The organism is Azospirillum sp. RU38E (assembly GCF_900188385.1).
Lineage (GTDB): Bacteria > Pseudomonadota > Alphaproteobacteria > Azospirillales > Azospirillaceae > Niveispirillum.
On sequence record NZ_FZOI01000013.1, the window covers coordinates 19,076 to 45,988 of the forward strand.

A 26,913-nucleotide genomic window follows, 5' to 3' on the forward strand; every position below is an offset into this window, starting at 1 on the left:
TTATACGTTCCCTCAGACGCCGGGCGGGCGCATCCGCGCCCTTGGCTTACGCGCCCATGGGGGCGCGGGCCGGCAGTCGCCGGCCTTCAAAGGGCATGTCCCATGCCCCTTATACGTTCCCTCAGACGCCGGGCGGGCGCATCCGCGCCCTTGGCTTACGCGCCCATGGGGGCGCGGGCCGGCAGTCGCCGGCCTTCAAGGGGCATGTCCCATGCCCCTTGATGTTAAACCATATCCGGCAACAGGGGTTGAGGATATAGCGGGAGGCTGCGTGTCATGGCCGCCACTTTCCCGACCAGCGGTTCATCCTCACAGCCGGCCGTCCATTCCTCAAACGACAGCAGCGGCACGCACTTTCCTTCCCAGCCCTTTCCCCCGCCATTATCGAAGGTGTGGAAAACCACCTCTTCATATCCAAGGTCTTCTGCGGCATGAAGACAGGTCAGCAACTGGATGGCATCGGGCGTGCCGATATGTCTGGGGTCTTTGCGGGCGTGGCGATATCGCCGGTCTTTCAAAATGGCGGCCCGCTTCATGATCTCTGGCGTGGGGCCGATCGGCAGAAAGACCCCGCTGACATCATCGAAAAAATCATCGATATGGTCAAAGCCGCGTTGCCGCAAGGCGCTTGGCCGTATCTCCGCCAGGGTGATCGTTGAAAACAGAATATCGATCTGGCCGGCCTGGGCATCCCGGATATATTGCACGATGTCGGCCACATATTCAGGCGGCGTCTGGGTCAGATATCGATAAAATACGCAAGAATCCCAGAATAGTGCTTTGCGTAAATCAGGCATCAGGCGGCGCCATCCCAATCAGCAGCAATAAGATTATTGAAACGCCCCTGCCAGCGCAGCATATCGGGACGCGGCTTCACTTCCTTATAGTGCAGAATTTCGATACGTTCCGGCAGGCCGCTTGTCCCATTATAATGGGCGCGGCCTTCCACGCTGACGCGGCGGTCCAGAATCTCCCGGATCTGCTCTGACGTGGCCCCAACATAAACGCAGTCAATCTCCCGGCCGCCGGCGCGCAGAATCAGCTTCAGGCGGGGGGTATCGCCGCGCAGATCCACTTCCTTGATCGTGCCATCGAACGTGCCGATGGCGACGCCGCGATACAGGCGCTGCGGCTTCGGGGTGGCGATGGTCTGCGCCCGGACCACCTGCTTCAGAAAGAAATCATCGACCCGGAAGGGCTTAAACCCCCCGATGCTGAGGTCCGTATGGGAAAATTCTTCTGCCACACCGCGCGCGATGGCGGCAATATGGGGCAGGCAGGCGCCATATTGTTCAAGCACGGCGCGATCAAGATCGCCGATCCCGGCGATTGTCGCCCCCAGAACATCCGCGCCTGATTTCTGGCGGGGGCGCTTGGACATCACCACTTCCGTCAGGGTGGCCGATGCGCTTTCATTCTTCAGTTCGGCGATAACATAATCAAACCGCATACCGCCATTGGCGATTCTGTCCGCCGTTTCCAGCGCCTTGACCAGGGCGGCAAGCTGGCGTGCGAAAACAGCGGCGCGGACACGGCTGTTCGTGTCCGGCGCGCCATGCACCCTCAGCTTTATCTGACCGCTTTGCAGTTGGTCGGCCATCGCACCCCACCGAAAACCCATTCACCAAACGCCCGCCCGCCATACCCTATGCACAAGCAACAGGCGGCGTTCGGCCGGATTCTACGCCGATTTCCGCAAAATTCAAACGCTGTCAGCGCGCACGCCCGCCCGCCGGCAGGGGCTGGCGGCCCCTTCAGTGCAGTTAATTGCACTTGATGGTATAATAGATATACGATAGCCTGCTGGCATGGGTGTCATGGATATGCGGCCTGTCCGGGGGCATATCGGCCACCATCATTTCATCTGACAGGGTTGGATATGCGCCTGCTGACGCCACAGACCATTCGCGCCGCCCTGGGCGTGGACGATGCCAAGCCGTTCAACGATGCCATCGGCACCGCCCTGGATACCGCCAGTTCCCGCCTTGCCACCGAGCTGCGCACCCCGTTTGCGTTCAGCCCGCAGCAGCAGGACATTTTCTACATCGATCGCCTGTTCACCCAGGGCCGGCTGGCCCAGGTGGAACTATGCCTGTCACGCGGGCTGCTGCGGCCGGACAAGCCGGTGCTGGTGGAATGGTCGGACGACCTGCTGTTCACCAGCCCGCAGCCGGTGGCCAATGCCTATCAATCCCTGAACTATGACAAGGGCTTGCTGACCCTGCTGGATGGGGCCGTGCAGCACCGGTTTGTGCGGGTCACCTATGCGGCCGGCATTGACACGCTGGATGATGTCTATGCCGATCCCGATCTGCTGCCCGGCTGGCTGGCCGATGCGGCCCGGCTGCATGTCACGCTCAGCCTGCAAAACCATCCGCTGTTCCGCGATCATGACCGGGCCGTGGATTACAAGCTGATGGCGCAGCAGCTTCAGGACATCCTGGCCGGCCAGCTGCGCTATCGCCCCTCTGCCCTGCGGCCGATCCGTTAAGGCGGGCGCCCGGCGTCTGAGGGAACGCGAAATCTTCCTGGATCGGTCACGACCCAGGAAGAGAGGCCGGCGACCGCCGGCCCGGCGCTTGGTAGCGCCGTGAAGCCAAGCTGCCGGAGGCAGCGCCCGGCGTCTGAGGGAACGCGAAATCTTCCTGGATCGGTCACGACCCAGGAAGATTGGTATAACATCCGCCTTTCAGGGAAGCCCCCGTGATGGAAACCAAACGCCAGCGTATCATCAAGGCCGTGCAGGCCGTTCTGGAACGGCTTCAGGCCGGGCAGCCCGCCGATGATCCCTATGGCATCAGCTTCACCAAAATCTATCGTGAAGTGCTGGATGATGGGCTGGTGAAGGGCAAGGCGGCCGTTGCCGCCGTGCTGGACAAGACGGAAACCAAGCTGCGCCTGGTCAACCATGATCAGTGCACCCTGCGGGTGAATGTGGAATTCCATGTCATGTATGGCACCGGCGACCAGCGGGCCGACCGGATGAACGCCGTGCTGGGTGACATTCAGCGCGCCTTCCGCAGTGATTTCACCCTGGGCGGCGTTGCAATCAACTGCACTGAGGCCGGAAACGAGATCGACAGCACCGGTCGTTTCACCGGCTATGGTTCCGGCACCCTGTTGCTGGACATTCTGTACCGGCACGCCAAGCACGATCCGCGCCTGGGATAGGGTTTAGTCTCCCTGGATCGTGACCGATCCAGGGAGGTTTTTGTTCCCTCAGGCGCCGGGCGCCCGCATCCGCGGGCTTGGCTTACGGCACCACGCGGTGCCGGGCCGGCGGTCGCCGGCCTGGATCGTGAGCAATGCAGGGAGGTTTTTGTTCCCTCAGGCGCCGGGCGCCCGCATCCGCGGGCTTGGCTTACGGCACCACGCGGTGCCGGGCCGGCGGTCGCCGGCCTGGATCGTGAGCAATGCAGGGAGGTTTTTGTTCCCTCAGGCGCCGGGCGCCCGCATCCGCGGGCTTGGCTTACGGCACCACGCGGTGCCGGGCCGGCGGTCGCCGGCCTGGATCGTGAGCAATGCAGGGAGGTTTTTGTTCCCTCAGGCGCCGGGCGCCCGCATCCGCGGGCTTGGCTTACGGCGCTACCAAGCGCCGGGCCGGCGGTCGCCGGCCTGGATCGTGAGCAATGCAGGGAGGTTTTTGTTCCCTCAGGCGCCGGGCGGCGGCATCCGCCGCCTTGGCTTACGCGCCCACGCGGGCGCGGGCCGGCGACCGCCGGCCTGGATCGTGAGCGATCCTGGGAGATTTTGCGTTCCCCCATACACGCAGCGCCATCTTGCGAGCGCCTTGCTGTGCTGGTATAAAATTCATGTCACAGCACCCGGAGATTTGCCATGGCAGTCAAGACCAAGACCCCGGCGGTGGCGCCAGCCGCCGAGGCACCGCCGCCCGCAGCCGACGCGCTGCTGGCGGGTGACGAACTTTTCAAGGCCGGTCACGGGGGCAGTTACACGCTGCTGCCGGATGGCCGTCGCGTCCTGTCCAAGGAGTAATCGCAGATGCCCATCCTTTATGATCGCGCCCTTGCCGCGTTCAAGATTGAAACCACGCCGGGTGTTGATGCCAACCCCACCGATGCCGACCTGTTGCTGGTTGATGATCCGCAGTTCAGCGCCGACATCACCTTCATCGAACGGCCGATGTCGTCGCTGGACCTGTCGAACTTCAAGAAGCGTCCGGGCCGCAAGCTGGCCAAGGTGACCTTCAAGCATGAAGCGCGCGGCAATGGCGCCACCGCCTTTGCCAATACGGTGCCGATGCTGGGCCGCCTGCTGCGTGCCTGCGGCATGGCGGAAACCATCGTCAACACCCCGCGCCGCATCGAATATACCCCCGCCACCGTCAACCAGACGACGGCGACCCTGTATGTCTATTATGACGGCCTGCTGCACAAGCTGACGGGCTGTCAGGGTGACTGGTCGTTCGAAGGCACGGCGGGTGGCCTGGGCCATTTCACCTTTACCTTCACCGGTAATTATGCCGATCCGACGCCGGCCGCCTTCCCCACGGTTTCCCCGTCTGAACAGTCGATCGATCCGCCGATCATCGAAAATGCCGGTTTCAGCGTGGCGGGCAATACCGGGCTGGTGATCAGCAAGTTCAGCCTGGCCATGGCCAACACGGTTGCCCAGCGCGACAATGTGAATGCGGCGGCTGGTTTCCAGGGCCTGTTCATCTCTGCCCGTGCGCCGACCATGGGCTTTGACCCGGAAATGGTGCTGGAAGCCACGCACCCGTTCTGGGCCAGCATGTCCGGCGGCACCGAAGTGGCCATGACGGCGCTGATCAATGGCGGTGCGGGCAATTCCGTGCAGTTCGATGCCCCGAAGGTGCAGTACACCGCCCTGGGTTACCAGAACCGCAACACCATCCGCGCCTATCAGGTCAGCTGCGTGTTGAACCGCAACACCGGCAATGACGAACTGAAAATCACCCTGAAGTGATACCAGGCCGCCGAGGGTTTGACCCTTGGCAACCGCCCACGCTGGCGGGGCTGATTGCAGCCCCACCAGCGTGGGCCAGCAGCAAAGGGACCGGCAGGGGGGCACAATGGCGGGCATCCAGATCAAGGTTTACCTCGTCGAGGCGCCCGCCCCGACCCCTGCTCCTGAAGCAACGGCCGGCGAGCCCGCGGCCGGTGAATGCCGCCAGGTGGTTGGCGTGAAACTGTCGCAAGGCAGCGCCAACCGGCTGGCCGATCAGCATCCGGGCGCCGTGGTCACCCGGATGCTGGCCGACAAGGCCTGAAACCACCCACCCACACAGACCCCCACCGTCGACAGCAGAAAAGGCAGAACGATGGCCATTACCGCATTACGCATGGACAGCACCCGGATCCATGAATCCGACAGCGACCCCGACAAGGGCACGCCGGCGGCCACCCGCTTTGTGCTGGGCGTCATCCCGGCGCGCATTCTGGCGCGCATCAATGACAAGGCGACCCGGTTCGAAGGAATGCCCGGCGGCGGCCAGCTGAAGATGGATTTCAGCGCCCATGCCACCTGCCTGGAAATGCTGCGCTGGGGCCTGAAGGGCTGGGAAAACCTGCTGGATGCCGGCACGGGCCAGCCGCTGGCCTTTGAAACCCGCGAGGAGCTGGACGGCAATATCCGCACCAAAGTGCCCACCGATGCCTGCCTGACGGCCGTGCCCGGTGACCTGCGGATGGAACTGGCCAATGCCATCCGCGATTTCAACACGGTGACAAGGACCGACCAGGTCTCTCCGTCGGGTGGTGCTGGCGATCAGCCTGCTACCGCAGCGTGACTGCGCCACCTGCACCGATCTGCGGAAGGCGCAATGGGGTTGCGCTGCTGATGCGCTGATCCCGATAAAGTTTGATGGCGAGGAAGCGCGGCGCTGCCCAAAGCGCCCGCTTCTGGACCAGCCGGAGGCCCTGGCGGCGGTATTCACAGCCTATCGCTGGTTCACCAAAGGCCACCTTATCGAGAGCGGAAGCTGGATCGACCAGCCCGCTGTGTATTGCGATCTGATGCAGATAATTGACATGGCCCAGGCCGATGCCGAAGCCGAGATGACGACAAGAAGGGGCGGCTGATGAGCACGAGCAATGCCGGGCAGGCTTTCACCCAGCAGTTCATGGATGATACCGTCGCCGCCCTGAAGGCCATTGGCCAGCAGCTGGAAAAAATGGGCAAACAGGCCGACGGCGCCGACGACAAGGTCAAAGGCCTAGCCGCCACCATAAAGATTGCCGAGAAGGGGTTGCAGGCCTTTTCCAGCGCCGTGGCCAAGCTGGACCTGCGCGGCATGGTCAAGAACGTGCTGGATACCAGCGTCAGCTTCGAGCGGATGCAGAAATCCCTGTCACCGGTCATCTGGTCCACAGCCCTGGCCAGTGATGAGTTCACCCGGCTGAAAAAATTTGCCGCTGACTCGTCATTCACCGTGGATGACGTGACGAAAAGCTTCGTCAAGCTGAAATCCAGCGGGCTGGATGCCGGTGCCAACAGCCTGAAAATCTATGGCGACACCGCTGCCGCCATGGGCACGACCCTGGAAAAATATGTCGGCGCCGTCGCTGATGCCGCCAAATCCAACTTTGACGGATTAAAGGATTTCGGCATCAAGGCCACCCAACAGGGCGACAAGGTCACCCTGAGCTATAATGGCATATCCACCACGGTGGCGAACAACAGCAAGGCGGTGGTGGCCGCCCTGCAGAATATCGGGCAGACCAATTTTGCCGGTGGCATAGGGCAACAGACACAGACCCTGGATGGTGCCCTGAAACGGCTGGGCACCAATGTAGCAATCTTCCTGGACAAGATTGGCGGCGCCGGACTGGCTGACGCCGTCAGCAATCTGGCCAACTGGTTCTCTGACACAGCGGGCAGTTCCGACGTTCTGGCCGAAAGCCTGGGTTATCTGCTGACGCAAGCGACCGAGCTGGCCCATGAAGGCCTGCAAGTGATCGCCGAGCATCTTCCTGTGGTGCTGGGCGGCCTTACCGCCCTGTTTGGCGCACAGGTTCTGACCGGCTTCGCCAATTTGGTCAGCGGTATTCGTCTGGCCACAGGTGTCATGGGCACCTTCAATGCCATCGCTGCCGCCAACCCGATCGGTTTGGTAATCGGCGCCATCGGTCTGGTGGCCGGCGCCTATCTTACCTATCGTATGGAGGTGGGTGAGGCGGAAAAGTCCGAAAAGGCGTTGAAAGAGGCGCAAGACCTTGTCGCCAACACCTATGACCCCCTCACCGGCACGCTGAAGGGTGTCACGCAGGCGAAAAAGGATCTGGCTGCCGCGACCATGCGCGCCGCGCTGGCCGAGCGCGAGCAGGCCTATGCCGCCAAATATAATGACAGCATTCAAGCCCAGCGCGAGATGGAGTCTCTGGAGGGGAAAGCCGGAAAGCAATGGGCGGCGGGCTTCCGGGCCCAGGTGGAAGCCCAGAAGAACAACCCGAAGCCCACAATCTCCAACATCCCCACCGCCAGAATGGGCGAAGGTGTCGATACGGTGCATGGCGCCCAGGCGCGCTATGCCACGCTGGCCATCCGCAATGTCGCCGCCGGGCGGGGCATGGATAAGGAGATGGCTGAAATCTCCAACCTGCGCGGCCACATCGCCATGCTGGAAGGTGCCAAGCCGGGCATTACGCCACCTGCGGAAAACAAGGCGGGTAACAAGCCCAAATCGGGCCCGCAGACGGCCAAACCGTCGGCTGATGATCAGGCATTGAAAGACGCGCAGGCCATCCTGAAAAAGGCGCAGGATGATCTGGACGCCGCCAGCCTGAACAATCTGACCGATGCCGAAAAGGCAGTTGAGCCGTTCCTGCGGACCCTGCTGGCGCTGGAAACAAGTCTGAATGCGCTGCCGGCCGGATCGAAGGAATTCCAGGCCAATCTGGAATTGCAGACCCGCTATATTGACGCCAAGGACAAGGCCTATGCCAAGGCCCAAACCGCCGTCAACAAGGAAGGCGACACGGTGCTGCGCCAGGGCAGTGACCTGGATGAGCAGACACACGCCATGAAGGAGGGCCGCAAGGCCCTGGAAGAATATACCAAGAAGAAAAAACAGGATGCCGAGCTGGACAAATTCCGGCTGGAGCTTCAGGCCGCCTGGGACAAGGGTTACCGCCAGGAAGGCAAAACCCTGGAAGACATCATCGAGGACTTCAAGAAAAAGCGCCAGGCCTTTGAAGAGACAACGGCGGCCTATGAAAATTCCCAGAAGGTTCTCTCCACCTTCGAAGGTATTTTCCAAAATGGCATGAACAGCGTCGGTGATACGCTGGTCAATTCCCTGATGAAGGGGGAAAACGCCTTGCAGGGCCTGAAGAATGTGGCGCTCAGCGTGTTCGACTCCATCGTCAAGGCGGCCATGCAAATGGCCATCATCAACCCGCTGCTGAACGCGATGGGGCTGAATGGCGGCACCCTGCTGCCCACCCTGTTCGCGGCCAATGGCGCCGCGTTTGACGGGGGCACGCCGGTCACCGCCTTTGCCAGCGGCGGCGTGGTGGGCGGCCCGACCTATTTCCCGATGAAGGGCGGGGTCGGCCTGATGGGCGAGGCGGGGCCGGAAGCCATCATGCCGCTGCGCCGCCTGGCCAATGGCCGCCTGGGCGTGGAAACCACCCGCCATGGCGGCGCCGGCGGTGGTGGCGGCATGGTGGTGAACATGCCGATCACCGTGCAGGGCAGCAGCGGCAACCGCACCGATGATGAAGCCTATGCCCGCATGGTGGGCAAATCCGTCCGCGATGCGGTGGATGCCCGTTTCTATGACCTGGTCACCAAGGAGTCCCGCTACGGGGGCACCTTCAACCGCGCATTCTGAGGCAGACCCATGACCGTCTTCGCGCCGCCCCAGCCGCCCAATGTCGGCTTTTCTGTCGAAAACACCATCCGCCTGTCGGTGGCGCAGTTCGGTGACGGCTATAGCCAGCGCATCGCCGACGGCATCAACAACCTTCAGCAAAGCACCAGCCTTTCCTGGAGCGCGCTGACGGCCGTGGAGGCCGACGCCATCGAGGGCTTCTTCAAGGCCCGCAGCGATGGCAGCGCCTTCACCTATACCCTGCCCGGCACCACAGGGGCCGTGCGCTGGATGATCGCGCAATGGACGCGCACGCTGGAAACGCCCGGCCTGTGGAACATCAATGCCAGCCTGACCAAGGTGTTCGACCTATGACCGACCAGACCCACGCCACCGACCCGTACCATGACAAGCAGCCGCGCCATCAGGTGCCGCCCGCCCTGCGCGCCGACAGCCAGCGGCTGACCCCCGGTCGCCGCGTCCACCTGTATGAATTGGATATGGGCGTCTTCGGGCTGGGCGTGGAACGGTTCTGCGCCGACAGCGAGGAAACCGCCCCCGTCAAATTCCGGGGATATGAATTCCCGCCGGTGGCGATCCAGGCATCGGGTTTTGAATATTCCGGCCAGGGATCGGTGCCAACCCCGCGCCTGACGGTTTCCCTGATCAACACCGTCTTCAATGCGCTGGTGAATGATTATGATGATCTGATCGGCGCCCGGCTGACCCGCCTGCGCACCTTTGCCCATTTTCTGGATGGCGGGGCGCAGGCCGACCCCCATGCTGTGCTGATGCCCGACATTTATTATGTCGAACGCAAGGTGGTATCCGATGGCGTGACCATCGAATGGGAATTGTCGCCCAGCGTCAGCTATCAAAGCCGGATGCTGCCGGCGCGCCAGGTGTTCCGCGATACCTGCACCCACACATACCGCCGCTGGGACGCCCAGGCCGGCAGCTTTGATAACAGCAAGGCGAGCTGCCCCTATGCCGGCAACAAATATTTCACCTATGACGGCACGCCCACCAGCAACCCGGCCGAAGACCGGCCCAGCAAACAATTGACCACCTGCTGCAAGCGGCGGTTCGGTGATGACGCCGTGCTGCCCACCCGCGCCTTCCCCGGCGTGGCCCGCATTAAGGCGTGACCACCCCGGCGTGTTCGTATAACATACGGCGCACAGGAGGCCCGTATGTTTGACCCGTGCACGCTCGCCCGCGCCGAGATCGACCGTTTCAACGCCCATGTGCTGGCCTGTTATCCCCAGGAAGCCTGCGGCATCATCACCGGCGGCAGCTTTGTGCCGGTGCCCAATATCCACCCGGAACCGGAAGATCAATTCGCCATGGCCCCCGCAGACCAGCTGCGGCATGGGCCGGTGGAAGCGGTTGTCCACAGCCATATTGCTGGCCGGCACCACCCGGTGCCCAGCGCCCAGGACATGCGCCAGCAAATGGCCAGCGCCGTGCCCTGGGGCCTGGTCAGCACCGATGGCGAACAGGTTTCATCGCTGCTCTGGTGGGGGGATTTCCGGCTGGATGAACCGCTGATCGGGGCTGAATTCATCCACGGGGTGCAGGATTGTTACAGCGCCATCCGCAAATGGTACTGGCAGGAACGGCGCATCCGGCTGCCGGATTTCCCGCGCGACCATGAATGGTGGGCAGATGGCGGCAACCTGTACGAGACCGGCTTCCCGCAAGCCGGCTTTGTGGAGGTGCCGTTGCAGGATCTGGCGCATGGCGATGTGGTGCTGGGCCAGGTGCGGGCGCCCTGTTTGAACCATGGCGGGATCTATCTGGAGGGCGGGTTGATCTTTCACCACCTTCAGGAACGGCTGTCCCGCCGGGAATCGATCTATCCCTGGATGCGCTATGTGAAAAAGGCCTTGAGGTACGCAGGATGAAAACGGTCATTCTTCACGGGGCGCTGGCAGACAGCTATGGCGGCCCCTTCACCCTGGATATCCACACGCCGCTGGAAGCCTTCCGCGCGCTGGGGGCCAACCTGCCCGGCTTCTGGCCGACGGTGCGCGATGGCGCCTATCAGATTGTTGCCGGCGATATGGATACCGGCTTGGAAGTGGACAGCGAACTGCTGGGGCTGGGGCTGGGCCGGTGCAATGAACTGCACATCGTGCCGGCGCTGGCCGGCGGCGGCCGGGGCGCCGGCAAGGTCATTCTGGGCGTGGCGCTGATCGCCGCCGCCTGGTGGGCGGCCCCCGCCATCATGACCGGCGGCACGGCCGCCATGGTGGGCGGCGAGGCCACCATGGTCGGGGTGACCACCGCCACCAGTTGGGGTTCCACCGCCCTTCTGGGTATCAGCTATGGCCAGATTGCCGTGATGGGCGGCATGATGGCCCTGGGCGGGGTGTCGCAGATGCTGGCGCCGACCCCCAAGGTTGCCCAGGCGCGCGACCGCAACGAAAGCTTTCTGTTCAACGGGCCGGGCAATGTCTCGACCCAGGGTGGTGCCGTTCCCCTGGTCTATGGCGAATTCATCACCGACAGCACCGTCGTTTCCCAGGGGATCGACAGTGAAAGCATCCGCACCTTTGACAGTGACATCGTTCTGCCGGGTGACGGCTGGAACGGTTACGACGCCCGTTGATGAGGCCAGCCATGCGCGCAACGATCCAGGGTTCCGGCAGCAAGAAGGGCAAGACGCCCATTGAAGCCCCCAACACCCTGCGGGCCAAGGCCGTGGCCCGCGTCATCGACGTCATCTCCGAAGGGGAGATTGCCGGGCTGGTGAACGGGAAGAAATCCATCTTCTTTGATGATACGCCGCTGGAAAACAAGGATGATTCCAGCAATTTCCAGGGCGTGGAAACGGTGCTGCGCTATGGCCTGCCGGATCAGGATTTCATCCCCGGCTTCCCGGCGGCGGAAAACCCCGTCGGCGTGGGCAGCCGGGTGGTGACCAAGGGGCCACAGCCCGGCCCCTATACGGCCACCATCAATTCACCGTCGGTCAATGCGGTGCGGGTGACGCTGGCCTTTGCCACCATGACGGACCTGAACGAGAAGACGGGCGATCTGAACGGCTCATCGGTGCAGATTGCCATCGATGTGGCCCCGATTGGCGGGATCTATAAAGAGGCGCTGACCGCCACCATCTCCGGCAAGAATACCAGCCCCTATCAGGAAAGCTTCCGGGTGGAACGGCCGGCGGGCGTGACCGCCGGCTGGCAGTTCCGGGTGCGCCGCCTGACCGATGACAGCACCCGCGCCACCCTGAACAACCAGATGACCGTGGCGCAATATACAGAGCTGACGGATGGCAAATTCAGCTATCCCGACACGGCCCTGGTTGCCCATACGATCAATGCTGAACAGTTCGGCAGCGGCATCCCCACGCGCGCCTATCATATTTATGGCATCAAGGTGCAGGTGCCGGTCAATTATGACCCGCAGACCCGCACCTATACCGGCATCTGGGACGGCACGTTCAAGCGGGCCTGGACCAGCAATCCGGCCTGGATCATGTATGATCTGCTGGTCAATGACCGCTATGGCATGGGCGACACCATCAACCCTGAACAGGTTGATAAATGGGCGCTGTACCAGATCGGCCAATATTGCGACCAGCTGGTGCCCGATGGTTTTGGCGGCCAGGAACCGCGTTTCCGTTTCAATGGCGTGATCAAGAACCGGGAAGAGGCGCTGCGCGTGGTGCAGTTTGTCGCTTCCTGCTTCCAGGGCATTTCCTATTGGGCGTCGGGTGCCGTCACGGCCGTCTGCGACCAGCCCAAAGACCCGGTGAAGCTGGTCACCGCCGCCAATGTCATCAATGGCCGTTTCACCTATGCCGGCACGCCGCGCAGCCAGCGCTATACCGTGGCCTATGTCACCTGGAACGACCCCACCGACATGTGCCGCCCGGCGGTGGAACCGGTGGAGGCCGATCCCGAACATATTGCCCGTTATGGCATTCAGGAAACCTCCATCACCGCGCCCGGCTGCACCAGCCGGGGCCAGGCGCACCGGTTCGGCAAATGGCATCTGGATACCGGCATCACCGCCACCCAGACGGTGAATTACACCGCCGGCATGGACCATGCCGATGTGATGCCCGGCGATATCATCGCCGTGGCCGACCCGAAATTTGCCGGCGTGCGCATGGGCGGCCGGCTGGTGGCGGTGGATGCCAGCAGCGCCACCCTGGATGCCCCCATCACCCTGGCGGCGAACCACACCTATCGCATCTCCATGGTGCTGCCGGATAATCAGGTGGCGGAACGCGTCATCACCAATGGGCCCGGCACCCATACGCTGATCACCTGGGCCGAGGCGCTGCCGGTTGCGCCCATCACCGGCGCCATGTTCGTGATCACCGGCACCGACATTGCCCCGCGCCAGTTCCGCGTGCTGACGGTGAAGGAGGAAGAGGATAATCCGGGCCTGTTCCAGGTCACCGCCCTTTTCCACGATCCGACCAAATTCGCCCGCGTCGAACAGAACCTGAAGCTGGAACCCAGCCCCTATCAGCGCATTGACAAGGGCATTGGCGGCGTCGGCAACCTGACCATCAGCGAGGAAAGCTCCCGCACGCCGGGGGGCACCAACAAGCGGCTGAGCCTGTCCTGGGACAAGCCGGCGCGCGGCATGGTCAGCCATTATTTCGTGCAATATGACCGTTCCAGCGCCGGCCTGTCAGAGCCGATCCAGGTCTATGGCCAGAATTACATCATCGAAGATGCGGTGGACGGATCATGGGTCTTCCATGTCTGGGCCGTTTCCATTTTCGATCTGGCCGGCCCGGTCACCCGCAGCAACCCCTATGTGCTGGACAGCAGCGCCAAATCGGACCTGAAGCCGCCCCTGAACCTGACGGTGGCGGGCGGCGGCAATGCCTTTACCGGCCGCGATCTGGTGTTCACCTTCGATCCCCACCCCGACAATGCCGGCATGGCGCCCGGCCTGGTGCAGGCCGGTTATGTGGTGGAGGTGCGCAACCCGCTGGATAATGCCCTGTTGCGCACCTGGGTGGTGGAAGAGATGGAAAGCGCCCGCACGGGCGTGACCTATTATTACGATGATAACCGCAATGATGCCGGCGGCGCGCCGCTGCGCCGGCTGAAGGTGCTGGTCTTCGCCCGCGACACGTTCGGCCGGATCAGCGAAACCAGCACGGCAGAGATTTTCGACAATCCGGTGCCGGCCCCGGTGAACCCCACCGTCACGCCCGGCCTGGGGCTGGTATCGCTGCTCTATACCAGCACCGACCCGGATGTGGCGGGGGCAGAGCTGCACCTGTCCACCAGCAAGGGCTTCAGTCCGGGCCCCGGCACGCTGGCGGCCGACGGGCCGCAGCTGCCGCTGACGGCCAGCGTCAATGGCGGCGTCACCTATTATGGGCGGCTGGGCCTGTATGACAGTTTCGGCCGCACGGGCATGGGCTATTCCCCGGAATTCAGCTTCACCGCCCGCGATGTCGGCCTGCTGGATCTGACCGCCTCGTCACAGGTGTTCAAGCTGGCCGCCAACGGCACGGCCAGCCCGGCCAGCATCGATTTCACCGCCAACCCGCGCGGCATGACCGGCGGCACCCTGACCTGGCAGGTGATCGCCGGCAACGCCACGCTGACCAGCCTGGGCAATAACCGCCGCCTGGATGCCGCCAACCTGACCAGCGACACGGCCACCATCCAGGCCAGTTACAGCCTGAATGGCCAGACCTATCAGGACAGCATCACCGTCGCCAAGTTGAAGGACGGGGTGAACACGATCAATGTGCTGCTGAGCAACGAGGCGCAGGCCGTGCCGGCCGATGCCAATGGCACGGTGACCAGCCTGAACGGGGCCGAAACCCTGGTCACCGTGTTCCAGGGCACCAGCGACGTGACCGACGCCTGGAGCTTCACCGGCAGCGCCAGCAATTGCACCTTCACCCAGCCCGCCAAACAGCGGTTCGTTGTCACCGCCCTGACGGCCGATGCCGGCCATATCGACATCACCGCCACCGACGGCAAGGGCGCCAGCATCACCCGCCGTTTCAACCTGACCAAGGTGCGCACAGGCGCCACCGGGCCGGCCGGCAGCGATGCCAAGCTGGCGGTGCTGACATCGAACAGCCAGACATTCCGCATCGACAAGAATGGCAATGTCACGCCCAGCGCCATCACCCTGACCGCCACCGGGCAGCGGCTGAATGGCAGCCCCAGCTTCACCGTCATTTCCGGCAAAGTCACGCTGACCGGCAGCGACACCACCCGCACCCTGTCCTATGACAAGATGGAAACCGATGCGGTCTCCATCAAGCTTGACTGGGACGGGCAGACCGACACCCTGTCCATCGTGAAGCTGCGCGAAGGGGCCGACGGGGCCAATGGTGCCGATGCCATCACCGCCATTCTGACCAACGAGGCGCACACCCTGGCGGCCAGCCCCAGCGGGGTGGTGGGTTCCTATGCCGGGGCCAGCACCCGGATGCTGGTGTTCCAGGGCACCACCGATGTGACCAGCGCCTGGAATATCAGCATCGGCGGGACAAGCACGGGCATCGTCGCCAGCATGGCCAATGGCACCGTCAGCGTCACCAGCATGAGTGTTGACGATGGCTATGTTGACGTCACCGCGACCCGTAGCGGCTATACCGCCATCAGCAAACGTTTCTCCCTGACCAAATCCAAGACGGGGGCCACCGGGCCAACCGGGCCGACAGGCGCCACCGGGCCGGCCGGCAGCGATGCCAAGCTGGCGGTGCTGACATCAGACAGCCAGACATTCCGCATCGCCAAGAATGGCAATGTCACGCCCAGCGCCATCACCCTGACCGCCACCGGGCAGCGGCTGAATGGCAGCCCCAGCTTCACCGTCATTTCCGGCAAAGTCACGCTGACCGGCAGCGACACCACCCGCACCCTGTCCTATGACAAGATGGAAACCGATGCGGTCTCCATCAAGATCGACTGGGATGGGCAGACCGACACCCTGTCCATCGTGAAGCTGCGCGAAGGGGCCGACGGCGCCAATGGCGCCGACGCCATCACCGCCATTCTGACCAACGAGGCGCACACCCTGGCGGCCAGCCCCAGCGGGGTGGTGGGTTCCTATGCCGGGGCCAGCACCCGGATGCTGGTGTTCCAGGGCACAACCGATGTCACGGCCAGCTGGACGATCAGCATCAGCGGCAGCACCGGCGCCACCGCCACCATGGCGAATGGTGAAATCACCGTCACCGACATGACGGCGGACAGCGGCTATGTGGATATCACCGCGACCCGCAGCGGCTTTACCACCATCAACAAGCGCTTCTCCCTGACCAAATCCAAGACGGGGGCCACCGGGCAGACGGGGCCGACCGGGCCAAAAGGCGGCGATGCCAAGCTGGCGGTGCTGACATCGGACAGCCAGACCTTCCGCATCGCCAAGAACGGCACTGTCACGCCCAGCATCATCACCCTGACCGCCGCCGGGCAGAATCTGGGCGGCGCGCCAAGCTTTACCGTCATTTCCGGCAAAGCCACGCTGGCCGGCAGCGGCACCACCCGCACCCTGTCCTATGAGGCGATGGAAAGCGAGGCGGTCTCCGTCAAAATCGACTGGGACGGGCAGACCGACACCCTGTCCATCGTGAAGCTGCGCGAAGGGGCGGATGGGGCCAATGGGGCCCCTGCGCTGACCGCCTTCCTGACCAACGAGGCCCACACCCTGGCCGCCGATGTTGAGGGGGCCGTTGGCAGCTTCGCAGGCTGCACCACCCAGATGCTGGTGTATCAAGGCATCACGGACACCACAAACCTGTGGACCTTTTCCATCGCCTTGTCGCCGGGGATCAGCGCCACCGTGTCCGGCAATACCGTGAATGTCACTGCGCTGTCCGGCGACAGCGGTTTCGTGGATATCTCGGCTGACCGCAGCGGGTTTGGACGCCTGACCAAGCGCTTCTCCGTGAACAAATCCAAGACGGGGGCCACCGGGCCGACGGGGCCGACCGGGCCAAAAGGCAGCGATGCCAAGCTGGCGGTGCTGACCTCTGACAGCCAGACCTTCCGCATCGCCAAGAATGGCAATGTCACGCCCAGCATCATCACCCTGACCGCCGCCGGGCAGCGGCTGAATGGCAGCCCCAGCTTTACCGTCATCGCCGGCAAAGCCACGCTGGCCGGCAGCGGCACCACCCGCACCCTGTCCTATGATGCGATGGAAAGCGACGCGGTCTCCGTCAAGATCGACTGGGACGGGCAGAGCGACACCCTGTCCATCGTGAAGCTGCGCGAAGGGGCGGATGGGGCCAATGGTGCTGCTGCGCTGACCGCCTTCCTGACCAACGAGGCCCACACCCTGGCCGCCGATGTTAACGGGGCCGTTGGCACCTTCGCGGGCTGCACCACCCAGATGCTGGTGTACCAGGGCATCACGGACACCACAAACCTGTGGACCTTCTCCATCGCCATGCCCGGCGGCATCAACGCCACCCTGTCGGGCAACACGGTGGACGTCACTGCGCTGTCCGGCGACAGCGGCTTCGTGGATATCTCGGCTGACCGGGGCGGGTTTGCCCGCGTGACCAAGCGCTTCTCCGTGGTCAAATCCAAGACCGGGACGGCTGGCGCCAACGGGGCGAACGGCACCTCTGTCCGGCTGGAATACAGCGCCGATCAGACAACCTGGTTCCCCACCATCAACGATACTCGCGTATGGGCCAGGGAGAAGTTTACCGCTGCCAGCGGCAGCATCACCTACGGCACGCCGTTCCGCATTATCGGGCAGGCGGGAACCGCAGGCGCGCGTGGCAACATCCAGACATACAGGACGATTACCGGGGCTTCCTGGAGCGACAGCGAGGCCAACGCCGCCATCAGCACCGCCACAGGCGGGGCCAAGGTATTCCTGGACACGGCCACCCTTTATAACGCCAGCGCCGGATATGCCGAAACCCGGTTCTGGAATGGCAGCGGCTGGGAGAATGTGGGCACCGTTCTGAACGGCAACCTGCTGGTGAACGGGTCGGTGGCAGCGGAAAAATTGCAGGTCAACAGCCTGCGCGCCGTCACCGGCACCATCGGCAACTTCACCGGCAGCGGCGGGGACCGGATGGAACTGTCCGATGACGGTATCCGGATCTACAGCGGCAACATTCTGCGCGTCAGCCTGGGGAAACTGTCATGAGCTGGGGCCTGTCCGTCTATCTGGCCGATGGCACCACCCGGCTGATCTCACCAGAGGATCTGGGGGCCCTGTATGTGGGCAGCTTCAGCGTTGCCGCCGGCGAGAGCCGCACCTTCACCTTTAATGGCAGCGACGGCCTGCCCAACCTGTCCGGCCGGTCCATCCGGGTGCTGCAACAGGTGGCCGGCTCGCATAGCTGGCAGATCAGCAGCCAGAACCCGCCCACGCTGACCGTGACCGCCGGCGTATTCAATCCGGGGAAGGGCGTTTTCTCCAAACTGATGGTGTTCGCGGTATGAGCTATGGCCTGCAAATCACCAATGCCAATAGCGAGTTGGTCATTGATGAACGGTTCCGCGTGCCCAGCCTGCTGGGCCGCCTGGCCGTCAACCCCCAGCCCTACAGGGTCGAGCCGTTCGGCACCCGGTATTTCCAGTTCCACGCCCTGACCAGCAGTGCCGCCAATGGGCAGGTTGACCCGCTGACCTTCTGGACCATCCCGGAAACCGGGGATGATACCTGGTATTGTCTGGAAACCGCCCCCGACACCCAAAGCGCCATCATCGTGGCCCGGTCCAGTCCTGGCGGCACCTATCCCCTGCCCGACGCCTATGTGTTTGCGACCCAGGGGCAGGCGCGGAGCGGCGAGAGATACGGCCTGCGTGTCTTCACCCCCGGCGGGGGCATCTGTTTTGACAGCGGGCTGCCGCACCTGTCCATCAAACAAATTTCCCCCTATTTCGGCTATCCGGCCGAAACGACGGATGAGCAAAGCGTGGTTTTCGGCAGCCTGCCGGGCACGCCGGCCTTTTTCATCCCCCCTTATCACAGGCTGAGTGCCCGAGCGCGCCCCAACGACCCCAAACAGGCCACCAGCGGGGAATATTTCGGCTTTGTCCGGCGTAGCGGCAGCACCCTGTTCTGCCGCCTGCTGCAAACCCTTGAAACCATGGAAGATGGTCCCGTCGGCTACACTATCACCTATGGCGCCCGCACCGGCCTGTTCAGCCCCGTCATCGATGCCGCCCTGTATGCCGCCCCCAGCGGCGGCACCGGCATTGGCGGCGACGCCCCGCGCTATACGTTGAGCAGCAATACCAGCAGCGTCAATGAAGGCGGCATCGTGACCTGGACCTTCCAGGCGCAGAATACCAGCCAGACCCGTTTCGATTACAGCATCACCGGCATCAGCGCCGATGACCTGGAAAGCGGCACGCTGACCGGCACGCTGACCCTGGATGCCCAGGGCATTGCCACCCACGCCGAAACCCTGAAGCAAGATGTCAGCTTTGGCGAAGGACAGGAGACGCTGTATTTCAACATTGCCGGGCTGAGCAGCGCGGTGGTGGTGAATGACACCTCCGTGGCCTCGGAATCCTATTATTTCAGCAATGCGCCCGGCCTGCTGTCGGAAGGGGACGAAGGGACCATCACCCTGCATTCCCGCAATATCCCCACACCGCGCACCATCACCTTTGAAATGGCCCCCCCGACAGGCGGCGGCACCCCGGCCGGATCGGCGGATGTGACGCTGGGCGAAACCCTGTCCTATCAGCCGGTCGGCAATTTCGATCACACGCTCACCTATAAGGTGGCGGCCGACGCCCTGACCGAAGGCACCGAATGGTTCCGGGTGGTGGCGAAACATAATGGGGCGGTGATCGCCACCACCGGCAATATCCAGATCAGCGATACATCGCAGAGCAGCACCGGCGGCTATACCAGCGCCACCATCAGCGGCCATAAGATGCTGCCGGCAACAGACCCCTATATCTTCGATAGTCCCAACAACTCGGTCTGGGTCGTAGAAGATGATAATGTCTTCGTCTATCTGACAATCACCATCAATCAGGGGGGGGCCGACACCCCCGTTGTCTGGAAACTTTCCTCAGACACCAACAACAATGCCAGCACCAATGATTTTGAGATTATGCCCCTGGTGCGCCCGCCCAGGGATGGCATGACGGATCAGCAGGCGCAGCTTTACCTGGCCATCTATGGTGACCTGAAAGCCGCCTTTGGCGCCAGCAACGTGGCTGCCGCCAAGCAGCATTGGTACAATAACGGCTTTAATGAAAAACGCATGGTGCCCTCCGATATTCTGCCGGGGGCCAACACCGGCACCGTCTATACCGGCGTGGTGGACCCCGATCTGCCACAGGAAGCCCGGCTGATGCTGCGTCCCAAGCGGGACGACACTGTCGAGAACAACGAAAATCTGACCATCACCATTCCGGGCACCAGCGCCAGCTTCACCATCATCATCGAAAACGACGATAGAGGGACCGCGTAACAATGCTGGCCGCCCTGTTTGTTGACAGCCTGCCCGCCCTGGCACGGTTCCTGTACGGGCCGGAGGGGGCGGCGGCGCTGGCCGAGGCAACCGGGCGGGCGCAGAGCCTGTTCGGCAGCGCCGACCCCGCCCTGCTGAAAAGCCGGGCGGCGGACGGGGCCGGGCGCGCGGCCCTGCGCCAGGCGCTGCTGCCGCTGCTGGCCCGGCTGGAGAATGAGGAGCGCCAGCGCCAGCAGGCCGAACTGCTGGCCCTGATCAGCGAGCTGGTGGCCGCCCAGGCCCGCGACGGGGCCGGGGCGCGGCCCGGCGGGCGCGGCCAGTTCCGCGCCGATCTGCTGGCCTATGCCGCCATCGCCGGCTTTCTGGGCTGTCTGGTCGGGCTGTTCGTGGTGGACCTGCCCGGCACCGGCGCCAACAAGGACATGCTGATGATCATGTTCGGCAACCTCGCCACCCTGGTGGGCATGGTCTATACGTTCGAATTCGGCTCCAGCCGCGGATCGACCGACAAGAATGGCCAAATGTCCACCCTGTTGGGCATGGTGAAGAAAACCAGCTGATCGGCATTTCCCCGTTACAGTCCCGAAAATAGGATATATTTCCCAATATCCGACCCGCCGGACAGCGGATTGTCCGCCCCAGCGGAAGCCGCTTGTCGTGCGGGAGATTCCGGGATACAAATCGCGCGTCAACCAGACGCCCAAGGAGGGGCATGATGCTGTTGAAACCGGCCGTCTTCCGCCAGGGGGATGCCTATTGCGCCGCGCCGCCCGGCAATGGCCGCCATCCTGATCCTGATCACCACCCCCACGCCCCATCGCCTGGGGCCATGGTCATATTCAAGCCGCATGAGCCGCCCGGCGCCTGAGGGAACGCATACCCCCCTGGATCGGTCACGATCCAGGCCGGCGACCGCCGGCCCGCGGGCACGTGCCCGCTGTCAAGCCAAGGGCGCCTTATACCAACGGTCATAATTCATGACCGTTGGTACGGCGGCGACCGCCGCCGCGCCGCTTGGTAGCGGCGTAGCCAAGCCAGCGGATGCTGGCGCCGGCGACTGAGGGGCGCGAAAGCGTGACCATCGGTCATGATTTCGTGCCGCTGGTATTATGCGCCGGCCCGGCGCCTGAGGGAACGCATACCCCCCCTGGATCGGTCACGATCCAGGGGAATTAATATAACCATCGAGTCACACCCAAGGAGGGGTTGATGGGAAAATCGGTACTGGCGCGGATATTGCCCCTGGTGGAACATGATGTCAGCGTGGCCCGGCTGCTGGCCCAGATCGCCTATTGGCATCCGAAAATGAAAATCACCAAGGCGGGCCAGAAATGGATCGCCAAAACGCGCGAAGAATGGATGCGGGAAACCGGCCTGACCCGCCACCAATATGACCGGGCGCTGCGCCGGCTGAAGGAACGCCGGCTGATTTATACGGCGCGGTTCAAGTTTCTGGGCCAGCCGATCACGCATCTGTGCCTGACCGAAGATGGGGTGGGTTGCCTGGGTCCGGCGGCCCCGCACATGTCCGGTGCGCCGGACAAGCCCCCGTCCGCAACAGCGGATTCGCCAATAACAGTCAATACCGGCAAAGAATACAGACAGAAAACCGGCGGGGCGGTGGCCCCGCAGCCATCAGACCCTGTGCTGTCCCTGATCAACGGGGGCAAGGCCGCCCTGGCCCCCATCGCCACCGCCCCACGCCCCAGCGGGCTGGATGACTGGCAGGGGGCGTGGCTGGCGGCCCATGCGCTGGCCTTCCCCGGTGAATATGCGCGGCCCTTCACCCAGAAACAGCGCGGCCAGCTGAAGCTGCTGTGCCATTGTTTCCCGGCGGGGATGGACCGGGCGGCGGCCCTGGCCCGGCTGGTGACCGACTGGCAGGGCTTCACCCAGTTCGCCAAGGATCATATGGGGGCCTTCAACCTGCCCATGCGGCCGGATATGGGCTTTGCCACCAAATATGCGCAGGCGGCGGTGAATTTCGTCGCCCAGCAGCAGCAGCCGGCCATCCCCCGGCCCCGTTCCACCCTGCCCCGGCCGGCCAGTGCGGTGGCGGCGGCCATCCCCACCCCGCCCGCACCCGTGCCCGTGCCCGTGCCGGCCCCCGGCGGCCACGGGCCGGAGCCCAAGGCCAGCCTGGACGATGTTCTGGCCATCTTCGGAGAGATTGAATGACCGGGCTGGTCGAAGACCCCTATGCCAGCGGCATTCTGGACCGGGTGCACCATGCAAGGCTGGTGGCGGATATCGACCGGATCGCCCGGCAGGCCGGCATTCCCCGCCGCTATATCTGGACCCCGCTGGCCAACAATGTCTCGGCGGCGGAACAGGGCTGGGTGCGGCAGTTCCACCAGCATGGGGCGGCCGGCCTGTGCGGGCTGTTGCTGGTGGGCAAGCCCGATGGCATCAGCCACCGCATGGCCAGCATCACCGGGGCGCTGCTGCGCAATTTCGTTGATGCAAGGCTGGTCACCCTGCAAGACCTGCTGGCCCAGGCGCGCGACGGCAGTACCGTTAACTGCACCTGTCTGGCCGTGCCCAATTTCGGCATGACCGACGGGTCAAAGCTGCCGGTCTGGCAAACCGCCGGCCTGCTGGGGGTGCTGACCGAACGGTTCCAGGCCAACCGGCAGACGGTGCTGCATGTGCCCTCGCTGGAAAAGGCGGGGCATGAATGGGGGGCGGCGGTGCGTGACCATCTGGAAAGCTGCTTCACCCCGGTGCTGTTATGAATGGCGCCGTGACGCTGGGGCGCAAGCTGCTGGCCAGCATCGCCAGCCAGGGCCGCATCGCCGATGTGGTGGGGTGGGGCGACCTGTCCTATCTGTTCAGCGGGGGGGAAGCGGCGATCTATCGCTTCATCCGCGACCATGCGCGCAAGTTCGGCACCCTGCCCACGCGCGACACCATCCAGGCCCATACCGGCGAATCGCTGCCCGATCATGTGCCGGAAACCCCGGCCTATTGGCTGGAACGCAAGACGCAGCATTTTGTCGAAACCAGCCTGAAGCGCATTGTCGAAGAAACCGGGCAGAAATTCCTGACCGGGCCCGGCAAAGACCCGCTGAAGGCGCTGGACCATCTGCTGGCCGAAGCCATGGCCCTGTCGGTGCGGCGCCATACCGGCAACCTGTTTGATTTCCGCGATGCGCTGAACCTGATCCTGCCCAATTATGTCAAGGCGGCGCGGGGGGAGGAAAAGCACGGCATCCTGATGGGCTGGCCCACCCTGGATGGCATGACCAACGGGCTGTTGCCCGGCGATCTGGTTTCCTATGTCGGCCGGCCGGCGGCCGGCAAAACCTTTCAGCTGCTGTTTTCCGCCCATTATGCCTGGTGGGTGCAGCATAAACGCGTGCTGTTCGTTTCCATGGAAATGGCCACGCCGGTCATTGTGGAACGGCTGTCGGCCATGCACAGCCAGGTGGGGCTGACCCCGCTGTCGCAGGGGGCCCTGACCAGCGCCGGGGTGGGCCGGTTGAAACAGGGGCTGGTGGCGGTGAAGGGGGCGGACCAGCCGTTCTGGATTCTGGATGGCAACCTGACCAGCACGGTGCAGGACATCATCCTGTATGCCCGGCAACTGGCGGCGGAATGCATCTATATCGACGGGGCCTATCTGCTGAAACACCCCACAGAGCGCGACCGTTACCGCCGGGTGGCGGAAAATGCCGATCTGATCAAATCGGAACTGACACCCATCGGCCCGGTCACCGCCTCCTGGCAGTTCAAACGCTCGGAAAACCGCCGGCAGAAACAGAAGGAAGGCTATGATCTGGATGATATCGCCTATGCCGACGCCATCGGCCAGCTCTCCTCCCTGGTGCTGGGGCTGTTTCAGGAAGAAAGCGTGGAAACGCTGAACCAGCGGCGCGTCTCCATTCTGAAGGGCCGCAAGGGGGAAGTGGGGGAATTCAACATTCTCTGGGACTTTCAGCGCATGAATTTCCAGGAGGTCGAACCACAGATCCCCGTGGATCTGCGGTTCGTTTAGGCACACCATGCTTTATCGCTTCCTCACAGCACTGGGAATTCAGCCGCTGCCCAGCCGGCGGGCGGGGTGGGTGGTGACGCGCTGCCCGCTGGCGCCGCTGCGCCACCAGCGGGGGACCGATAACAACCCTTCCTTCGGGTTCCGCGTCGGGGCGGGCGGCGGGCGCTGTCACTGCCTGGCCTGCGGCTATTCCGGCACGCTGGCCCGGCTGGTGGCCGATCTGCGCCAGGCGGTGCAGCATCAGGGTCTGGCGCTGGCGGCAGATTTCGCCGCGGCAGAGGCCCTGATCGAGGCGGCCGGCGGCCAGGCGGGCGGGTTATCGCTGGGTGACACCGGGCCGGATATCGAGGCCCTGGCCAATGGTGCCAGGGCGGCAGAGCATCTGTTTCCCGAATGGTGGCTGAACCAGTTCCCGCCGGCCCACCACCAGGGGCAGCTGCACCCCTATCTTCAGGCGCGCGGGGTGGATATGGCCACCGCCATCGCCCTGGATATCCGTTTCGATGCGGGGCGGCAGCGCATCTGCTTCCCGATCCGCGATTTCAACGGCTTTCTGCGCGGGCTGCATGGGCGCAGCATTCTGCCCGACGGGCAGCCGCGCTATCTGATGTATCGCTATGGCGGGCAGAATTGCCCCTCCATCTGGCATGGGGAAAGCTGGCTGGACCCGGATCGGCCGGTTCTGATCGTGGAAAGCGTTTTCGATGCGGCCCGCGTCTTCCCGCATTACCCCAATGTGGTGGACCCGCTGACCGCCGATCTGATGCCGGAGAAAATCAGGCGCCTGTCCGGCTGTGCCGAATATCTGCTGCTGTTCGATAATGATCCGGCGGGCCAGGCCGCACGGCGCAAGCTGCGCCAGGCCTGGGCCGGGGCGCGGCTGCGCGATCTGTATCTGCCCGCCGGGTGCAAAGACCCCGGCGAGGCCCCGCCCGCGCTGCTGGCCAGCCTGTTGGGCACCCTGGCATCACCTTCCGCCGATTTCCGCCTGGGATAAAATATCGTCATCTCCCTGGATCGTGACCGATCCAGGGAGATTTCGTGTTCCCTCAGGCGCCGGGCGGGCGCATCCGGCAGGTTGGTATCATCCCCATGCGCGGCCGGGGCTGGGGCGGGAGAACGGTGCAATCAATTGCACCAACCGGTGGGGAGGGAGGGGGCGTCAACCGGGGGATTCATACCAAGGGGCATGGGACATGACCCTTGGAGGCCGGCGACCGCCGGCCCGGCGCTTGGTAGCGCCGCAAGCCAAGCCCGCGGATGCGGGCGCCCGGCGCCTGAGGGAACATATAAACACCAAGGGGCATGGACCATGCCCCATTAAGGCCGGCGACCGCCGGCCCGGCGCTTGGTAGCGCCGCAAGCCAAGCCCGCGGATGCGGGCGCCCGGCGCCTGAGGGAACATGTAAACACCAGCCGGCGACCGCCGGCCCGGCGCTTGGTAGCGCCGCAAGCCAAGCCCGCGGATGCGGGCGCCCGGCGCCTGAGGGAACATATAAACACCAACGGGCATGGGCCATGCCCCTTGGTGTCACGATTCCTCCACCGTGAGGTTGAGATAGGGGAAGCGCTGTTCAAACTCCTCCAGCACGCGTTCCCAGCCCAGCTCTGTCATCAGGGGGCCGATCGCATCCGCCGGGGCGGCGGCGGCCCCGCCCTTCAGATAGAGGAGGGCGATATGTTCCAGGGCGGCGGTATCGTTGCTGTTCCCGGTTTCCGCCTTGGCCCGTTCCAGCGCCGAGCGCACCGACTCTTTCTGCTGGGTCAGCAGTTTGAAGGTCAGTGTGGTCACCTTGCCGGGGCTGCCATCGGCGCTGCCCGTGGCCTGGGCGTCCTTGGCCGGGGCCGTGTCCTGCATGGCGGCGATCTGGGCCTGGATCTGCAAGGTGGTGGATTCCCGCGCCAGCTGGGCCCATTCATCCACATTATCCGGCGTCAGGATCGGCACCAGATCCTTCAGCTTGGTCCAGCCCACGCCCTGCACCTTTTCCCAGGGAATGCCGCTGTTGACCAGGCCGTTATAGATGGCGATCAGATAGACGGCCTTGCGATATTTGATGCCATATTCGGCCTGCACATAATCGCGCAATGTCGCATAGCCGCCAAACCAGCCCTTGGCCTGCACCAGCGCCAGCACGCCGCCCAGGCGGAATTCATCAAAGCTCTGCTGTTCCAGAATGGCGCGGATCAGGTGCGGCACCTGTTCCGCGGTCAGGGTTTCCAGCGCCTGCGCCGTGTTGGAAATGGGGTCCGCCTCGATCACCTCCCCCGTCAGCGCGGCAGAGGTGACCAGGGCGCCGGTGCTGGCCGGGGCGACGGCGGGGGCGACGGCGGGGGCGACGGCGGGGGCTGACACGGGCACGGGGGCCGGGGCCGCCGGCGAAGGGGGGGCATGTTCCCCGGTCAGGAAGGCCAGAATATGCTGACGCTTCTCTTCCACCTTGAATTTCTTCCAGTTTTCCGGCGCGGTAAAGCCGTTCAGGCCGGTAATGAAATTGTCCATCGCCCGGGCGGTCATGGTGCTGACGCGGCTGATATTGGCGGCCAGGGTATCGGTGGCGGGGTCATCCCCGGCCATGGCAAGCGGGGCGCCTGCGCTGCCCGCCGCCTCTGCCCCCTGAATGCCGGCCGGCGGGCTGGCAATCTCCTGCGCCAGCGTGGCGGCCTTGGTGCCTTTTTTCAGGAGTTCGATGGTGGCAGACATGGGAA

23 protein-coding genes are annotated in these 26,913 nt (G+C 63.9%); 20 read left to right on the plus strand and 3 right to left on the minus strand.

The window, feature by feature from the left end; genetic code table 11:
* Window positions 1-224: 224 nt before the first annotated feature.
* Together CHB97_RS18475 and CHB97_RS18480 are read right to left on the minus strand one after the other, a co-directional pair.
* A complete protein-coding gene (locus tag CHB97_RS18475; protein ID WP_143271011.1) occupies window positions 225-719 on the minus strand; it encodes a hypothetical protein in 495 nt (164 codons plus the stop codon).
* Between the two features lie 77 nt (window positions 720-796).
* Window positions 797-1,600: a hypothetical protein gene (locus tag CHB97_RS18480; protein ID WP_089289486.1), complete on the minus strand. Its 804-nt coding sequence runs from the start codon at window positions 1,598-1,600 to the stop codon at window positions 797-799.
* A 279-nt stretch (window positions 1,601-1,879) separates the two neighbouring features.
* On the opposite strand from CHB97_RS18480, the gene CHB97_RS18485 reads away from it, so the two are divergent.
* The 20 genes from CHB97_RS18485 (at window position 1,880) to CHB97_RS18575 (ending at window position 25,201) form a co-directional block, all read left to right on the plus strand.
* Window positions 1,880-2,491 (plus strand): hypothetical protein, encoded by a 612-nt coding sequence (locus tag CHB97_RS18485; protein ID WP_089289487.1) that lies wholly within the window; start codon window positions 1,880-1,882, stop codon window positions 2,489-2,491.
* 215 nt (window positions 2,492-2,706) lie between these two features.
* A complete protein-coding gene (locus CHB97_RS18490; protein ID WP_089289488.1) occupies window positions 2,707-3,171 on the plus strand; it encodes a hypothetical protein in 465 nt (154 codons plus the stop codon).
* Between the two features lie 666 nt (window positions 3,172-3,837).
* Entirely contained in the window at window positions 3,838-3,996 is a 159-nt protein-coding gene (locus CHB97_RS26490; protein ID WP_160106002.1) for a hypothetical protein, read from the plus strand.
* Window positions 3,997-4,002: 6 nt separating this feature from the next.
* On the plus strand, window positions 4,003-4,947 hold the full coding sequence (locus CHB97_RS18495) for a phage tail tube protein (protein WP_089289489.1): 945 nt from the start codon (window positions 4,003-4,005) through the stop codon (window positions 4,945-4,947).
* Between the two features lie 106 nt (window positions 4,948-5,053).
* Window positions 5,054-5,251, plus strand: coding sequence for a hypothetical protein (locus CHB97_RS18500; protein ID WP_089289490.1), 198 nt, complete (start codon window positions 5,054-5,056; stop codon window positions 5,249-5,251).
* A 72-nt stretch (window positions 5,252-5,323) separates the two neighbouring features.
* Window positions 5,324-5,770, plus strand: a complete 447-nt coding sequence (locus tag CHB97_RS18505; protein ID WP_089289491.1) for a hypothetical protein — start codon at window positions 5,324-5,326, stop codon at window positions 5,768-5,770.
* Window positions 5,736-6,062 carry a hypothetical protein gene (locus CHB97_RS18510; protein ID WP_089289492.1) on the plus strand — a complete coding sequence of 109 codons (327 nt, stop codon included), beginning with the start codon at window positions 5,736-5,738 and terminating at the stop codon, window positions 6,060-6,062. Before CHB97_RS18505 ends, CHB97_RS18510 begins: the two co-directional genes overlap by 35 nt.
* On the plus strand, window positions 6,062-8,815 hold the full coding sequence (locus CHB97_RS18515) for a hypothetical protein (RefSeq protein WP_089289493.1): 2,754 nt from the start codon (window positions 6,062-6,064) through the stop codon (window positions 8,813-8,815). Before CHB97_RS18510 ends, CHB97_RS18515 begins: the two co-directional genes overlap by 1 nt.
* A 9-nt stretch (window positions 8,816-8,824) precedes the next feature.
* A complete protein-coding gene (locus CHB97_RS18520; RefSeq protein WP_089289494.1) occupies window positions 8,825-9,169 on the plus strand; it encodes a phage tail protein in 345 nt (114 codons plus the stop codon).
* The gene (locus CHB97_RS18525) at window positions 9,166-9,942 is read left to right on the plus strand and encodes a phage minor tail protein L (protein ID WP_160106004.1); all 777 of its coding nucleotides are present in this window, start codon (window positions 9,166-9,168) and stop codon (window positions 9,940-9,942) included. The genes CHB97_RS18520 and CHB97_RS18525 overlap by 4 nt, the downstream gene beginning before the upstream one ends.
* Window positions 9,943-9,987: 45 nt before the next feature.
* A complete protein-coding gene (locus tag CHB97_RS18530) occupies window positions 9,988-10,701 on the plus strand; it encodes a Mov34/MPN/PAD-1 family protein (RefSeq protein ID WP_089289496.1) in 714 nt (237 codons plus the stop codon).
* Window positions 10,698-11,408: a tail assembly protein gene (locus tag CHB97_RS18535; RefSeq protein WP_089289497.1), complete on the plus strand. Its 711-nt coding sequence runs from the start codon at window positions 10,698-10,700 to the stop codon at window positions 11,406-11,408. Before CHB97_RS18530 ends, CHB97_RS18535 begins: the two co-directional genes overlap by 4 nt.
* Window positions 11,409-11,419: 11 nt before the next feature.
* Window positions 11,420-17,914 (plus strand): phage tail protein, encoded by a 6,495-nt coding sequence (locus CHB97_RS18540; protein WP_160106006.1) that lies wholly within the window; start codon window positions 11,420-11,422, stop codon window positions 17,912-17,914.
* Complete coding sequence (locus tag CHB97_RS18545; protein WP_089289499.1) at window positions 17,911-18,213, plus strand: hypothetical protein; 303 nt, start codon at window positions 17,911-17,913, stop codon at window positions 18,211-18,213. Before CHB97_RS18540 ends, CHB97_RS18545 begins: the two co-directional genes overlap by 4 nt.
* Window positions 18,210-20,207 (plus strand): hypothetical protein, encoded by a 1,998-nt coding sequence (locus tag CHB97_RS18550; protein WP_089289500.1) that lies wholly within the window; start codon window positions 18,210-18,212, stop codon window positions 20,205-20,207. The genes CHB97_RS18545 and CHB97_RS18550 overlap by 4 nt, the downstream gene beginning before the upstream one ends.
* A gap of 2 nt (window positions 20,208-20,209) precedes the next feature.
* Window positions 20,210-20,767: a hypothetical protein gene (locus CHB97_RS18555; RefSeq protein ID WP_089289501.1), complete on the plus strand. Its 558-nt coding sequence runs from the start codon at window positions 20,210-20,212 to the stop codon at window positions 20,765-20,767.
* A 649-nt stretch (window positions 20,768-21,416) separates the two neighbouring features.
* Entirely contained in the window at window positions 21,417-22,385 is a 969-nt protein-coding gene (locus tag CHB97_RS18560; protein WP_089289502.1) for a hypothetical protein, read from the plus strand.
* Entirely contained in the window at window positions 22,382-22,942 is a 561-nt protein-coding gene (locus CHB97_RS18565) for a hypothetical protein (RefSeq protein ID WP_089289503.1), read from the plus strand. Before CHB97_RS18560 ends, CHB97_RS18565 begins: the two co-directional genes overlap by 4 nt.
* Complete coding sequence (locus CHB97_RS18570; protein ID WP_089289504.1) at window positions 22,939-24,204, plus strand: DnaB-like helicase C-terminal domain-containing protein; 1,266 nt, start codon at window positions 22,939-22,941, stop codon at window positions 24,202-24,204. Before CHB97_RS18565 ends, CHB97_RS18570 begins: the two co-directional genes overlap by 4 nt.
* 7 nt (window positions 24,205-24,211) lie before the next feature.
* The gene (locus tag CHB97_RS18575) at window positions 24,212-25,201 is read left to right on the plus strand and encodes a hypothetical protein (protein ID WP_089289505.1); all 990 of its coding nucleotides are present in this window, start codon (window positions 24,212-24,214) and stop codon (window positions 25,199-25,201) included.
* 534 nt (window positions 25,202-25,735) lie between these two features.
* On the opposite strand, the gene CHB97_RS26630 is transcribed toward CHB97_RS18575, so the two are convergent.
* Window positions 25,736-26,908, minus strand: coding sequence for a hypothetical protein (locus tag CHB97_RS26630; protein WP_089289506.1), 1,173 nt, complete (start codon window positions 26,906-26,908; stop codon window positions 25,736-25,738).
* Between the last annotated feature and the right edge of the window lie 5 nt (window positions 26,909-26,913).

What these genes read in the sequence shown, in the direction of transcription:
- CHB97_RS18535 (WP_089289497.1), top strand. Translation starts at nt 10,698, where the DNA reads ATGAAAACGGTCATTCTTCACGGGGCGCTGGCAGACAGCTATGGCGGC.
- CHB97_RS18575 (WP_089289505.1), top strand. Translation starts at nt 24,212, where the DNA reads ATGCTTTATCGCTTCCTCACAGCACTGGGAATTCAGCCGCTGCCCAGC.
- CHB97_RS26630 (WP_089289506.1), bottom strand. Translation starts at nt 26,908, where the DNA reads ATGTCTGCCACCATCGAACTCCTGAAAAAAGGCACCAAGGCCGCCACG.
- CHB97_RS18550 (WP_089289500.1), top strand. Translation starts at nt 18,210, where the DNA reads ATGAGCTATGGCCTGCAAATCACCAATGCCAATAGCGAGTTGGTCATT.
- CHB97_RS18540 (WP_160106006.1), top strand. Translation starts at nt 11,420, where the DNA reads ATGCGCGCAACGATCCAGGGTTCCGGCAGCAAGAAGGGCAAGACGCCC.
- CHB97_RS18525 (WP_160106004.1), top strand. Translation starts at nt 9,166, where the DNA reads ATGACCGACCAGACCCACGCCACCGACCCGTACCATGACAAGCAGCCG.
- CHB97_RS18505 (WP_089289491.1), top strand. Translation starts at nt 5,324, where the DNA reads ATGGACAGCACCCGGATCCATGAATCCGACAGCGACCCCGACAAGGGC.
- CHB97_RS18490 (WP_089289488.1), top strand. Translation starts at nt 2,707, where the DNA reads ATGGAAACCAAACGCCAGCGTATCATCAAGGCCGTGCAGGCCGTTCTG.
- CHB97_RS18480 (WP_089289486.1), bottom strand. Translation starts at nt 1,600, where the DNA reads ATGGCCGACCAACTGCAAAGCGGTCAGATAAAGCTGAGGGTGCATGGC.
- CHB97_RS18495 (WP_089289489.1), top strand. Translation starts at nt 4,003, where the DNA reads ATGCCCATCCTTTATGATCGCGCCCTTGCCGCGTTCAAGATTGAAACC.
- CHB97_RS18555 (WP_089289501.1), top strand. Translation starts at nt 20,210, where the DNA reads ATGCTGGCCGCCCTGTTTGTTGACAGCCTGCCCGCCCTGGCACGGTTC.
- CHB97_RS18545 (WP_089289499.1), top strand. Translation starts at nt 17,911, where the DNA reads ATGAGCTGGGGCCTGTCCGTCTATCTGGCCGATGGCACCACCCGGCTG.
- CHB97_RS18500 (WP_089289490.1), top strand. Translation starts at nt 5,054, where the DNA reads ATGGCGGGCATCCAGATCAAGGTTTACCTCGTCGAGGCGCCCGCCCCG.
- CHB97_RS26490 (WP_160106002.1), top strand. Translation starts at nt 3,838, where the DNA reads ATGGCAGTCAAGACCAAGACCCCGGCGGTGGCGCCAGCCGCCGAGGCA.
- CHB97_RS18485 (WP_089289487.1), top strand. Translation starts at nt 1,880, where the DNA reads ATGCGCCTGCTGACGCCACAGACCATTCGCGCCGCCCTGGGCGTGGAC.
- CHB97_RS18570 (WP_089289504.1), top strand. Translation starts at nt 22,939, where the DNA reads ATGAATGGCGCCGTGACGCTGGGGCGCAAGCTGCTGGCCAGCATCGCC.
- CHB97_RS18520 (WP_089289494.1), top strand. Translation starts at nt 8,825, where the DNA reads ATGACCGTCTTCGCGCCGCCCCAGCCGCCCAATGTCGGCTTTTCTGTC.
- CHB97_RS18565 (WP_089289503.1), top strand. Translation starts at nt 22,382, where the DNA reads ATGACCGGGCTGGTCGAAGACCCCTATGCCAGCGGCATTCTGGACCGG.
- CHB97_RS18560 (WP_089289502.1), top strand. Translation starts at nt 21,417, where the DNA reads ATGGGAAAATCGGTACTGGCGCGGATATTGCCCCTGGTGGAACATGAT.
- CHB97_RS18530 (WP_089289496.1), top strand. Translation starts at nt 9,988, where the DNA reads ATGTTTGACCCGTGCACGCTCGCCCGCGCCGAGATCGACCGTTTCAAC.
- CHB97_RS18515 (WP_089289493.1), top strand. Translation starts at nt 6,062, where the DNA reads ATGAGCACGAGCAATGCCGGGCAGGCTTTCACCCAGCAGTTCATGGAT.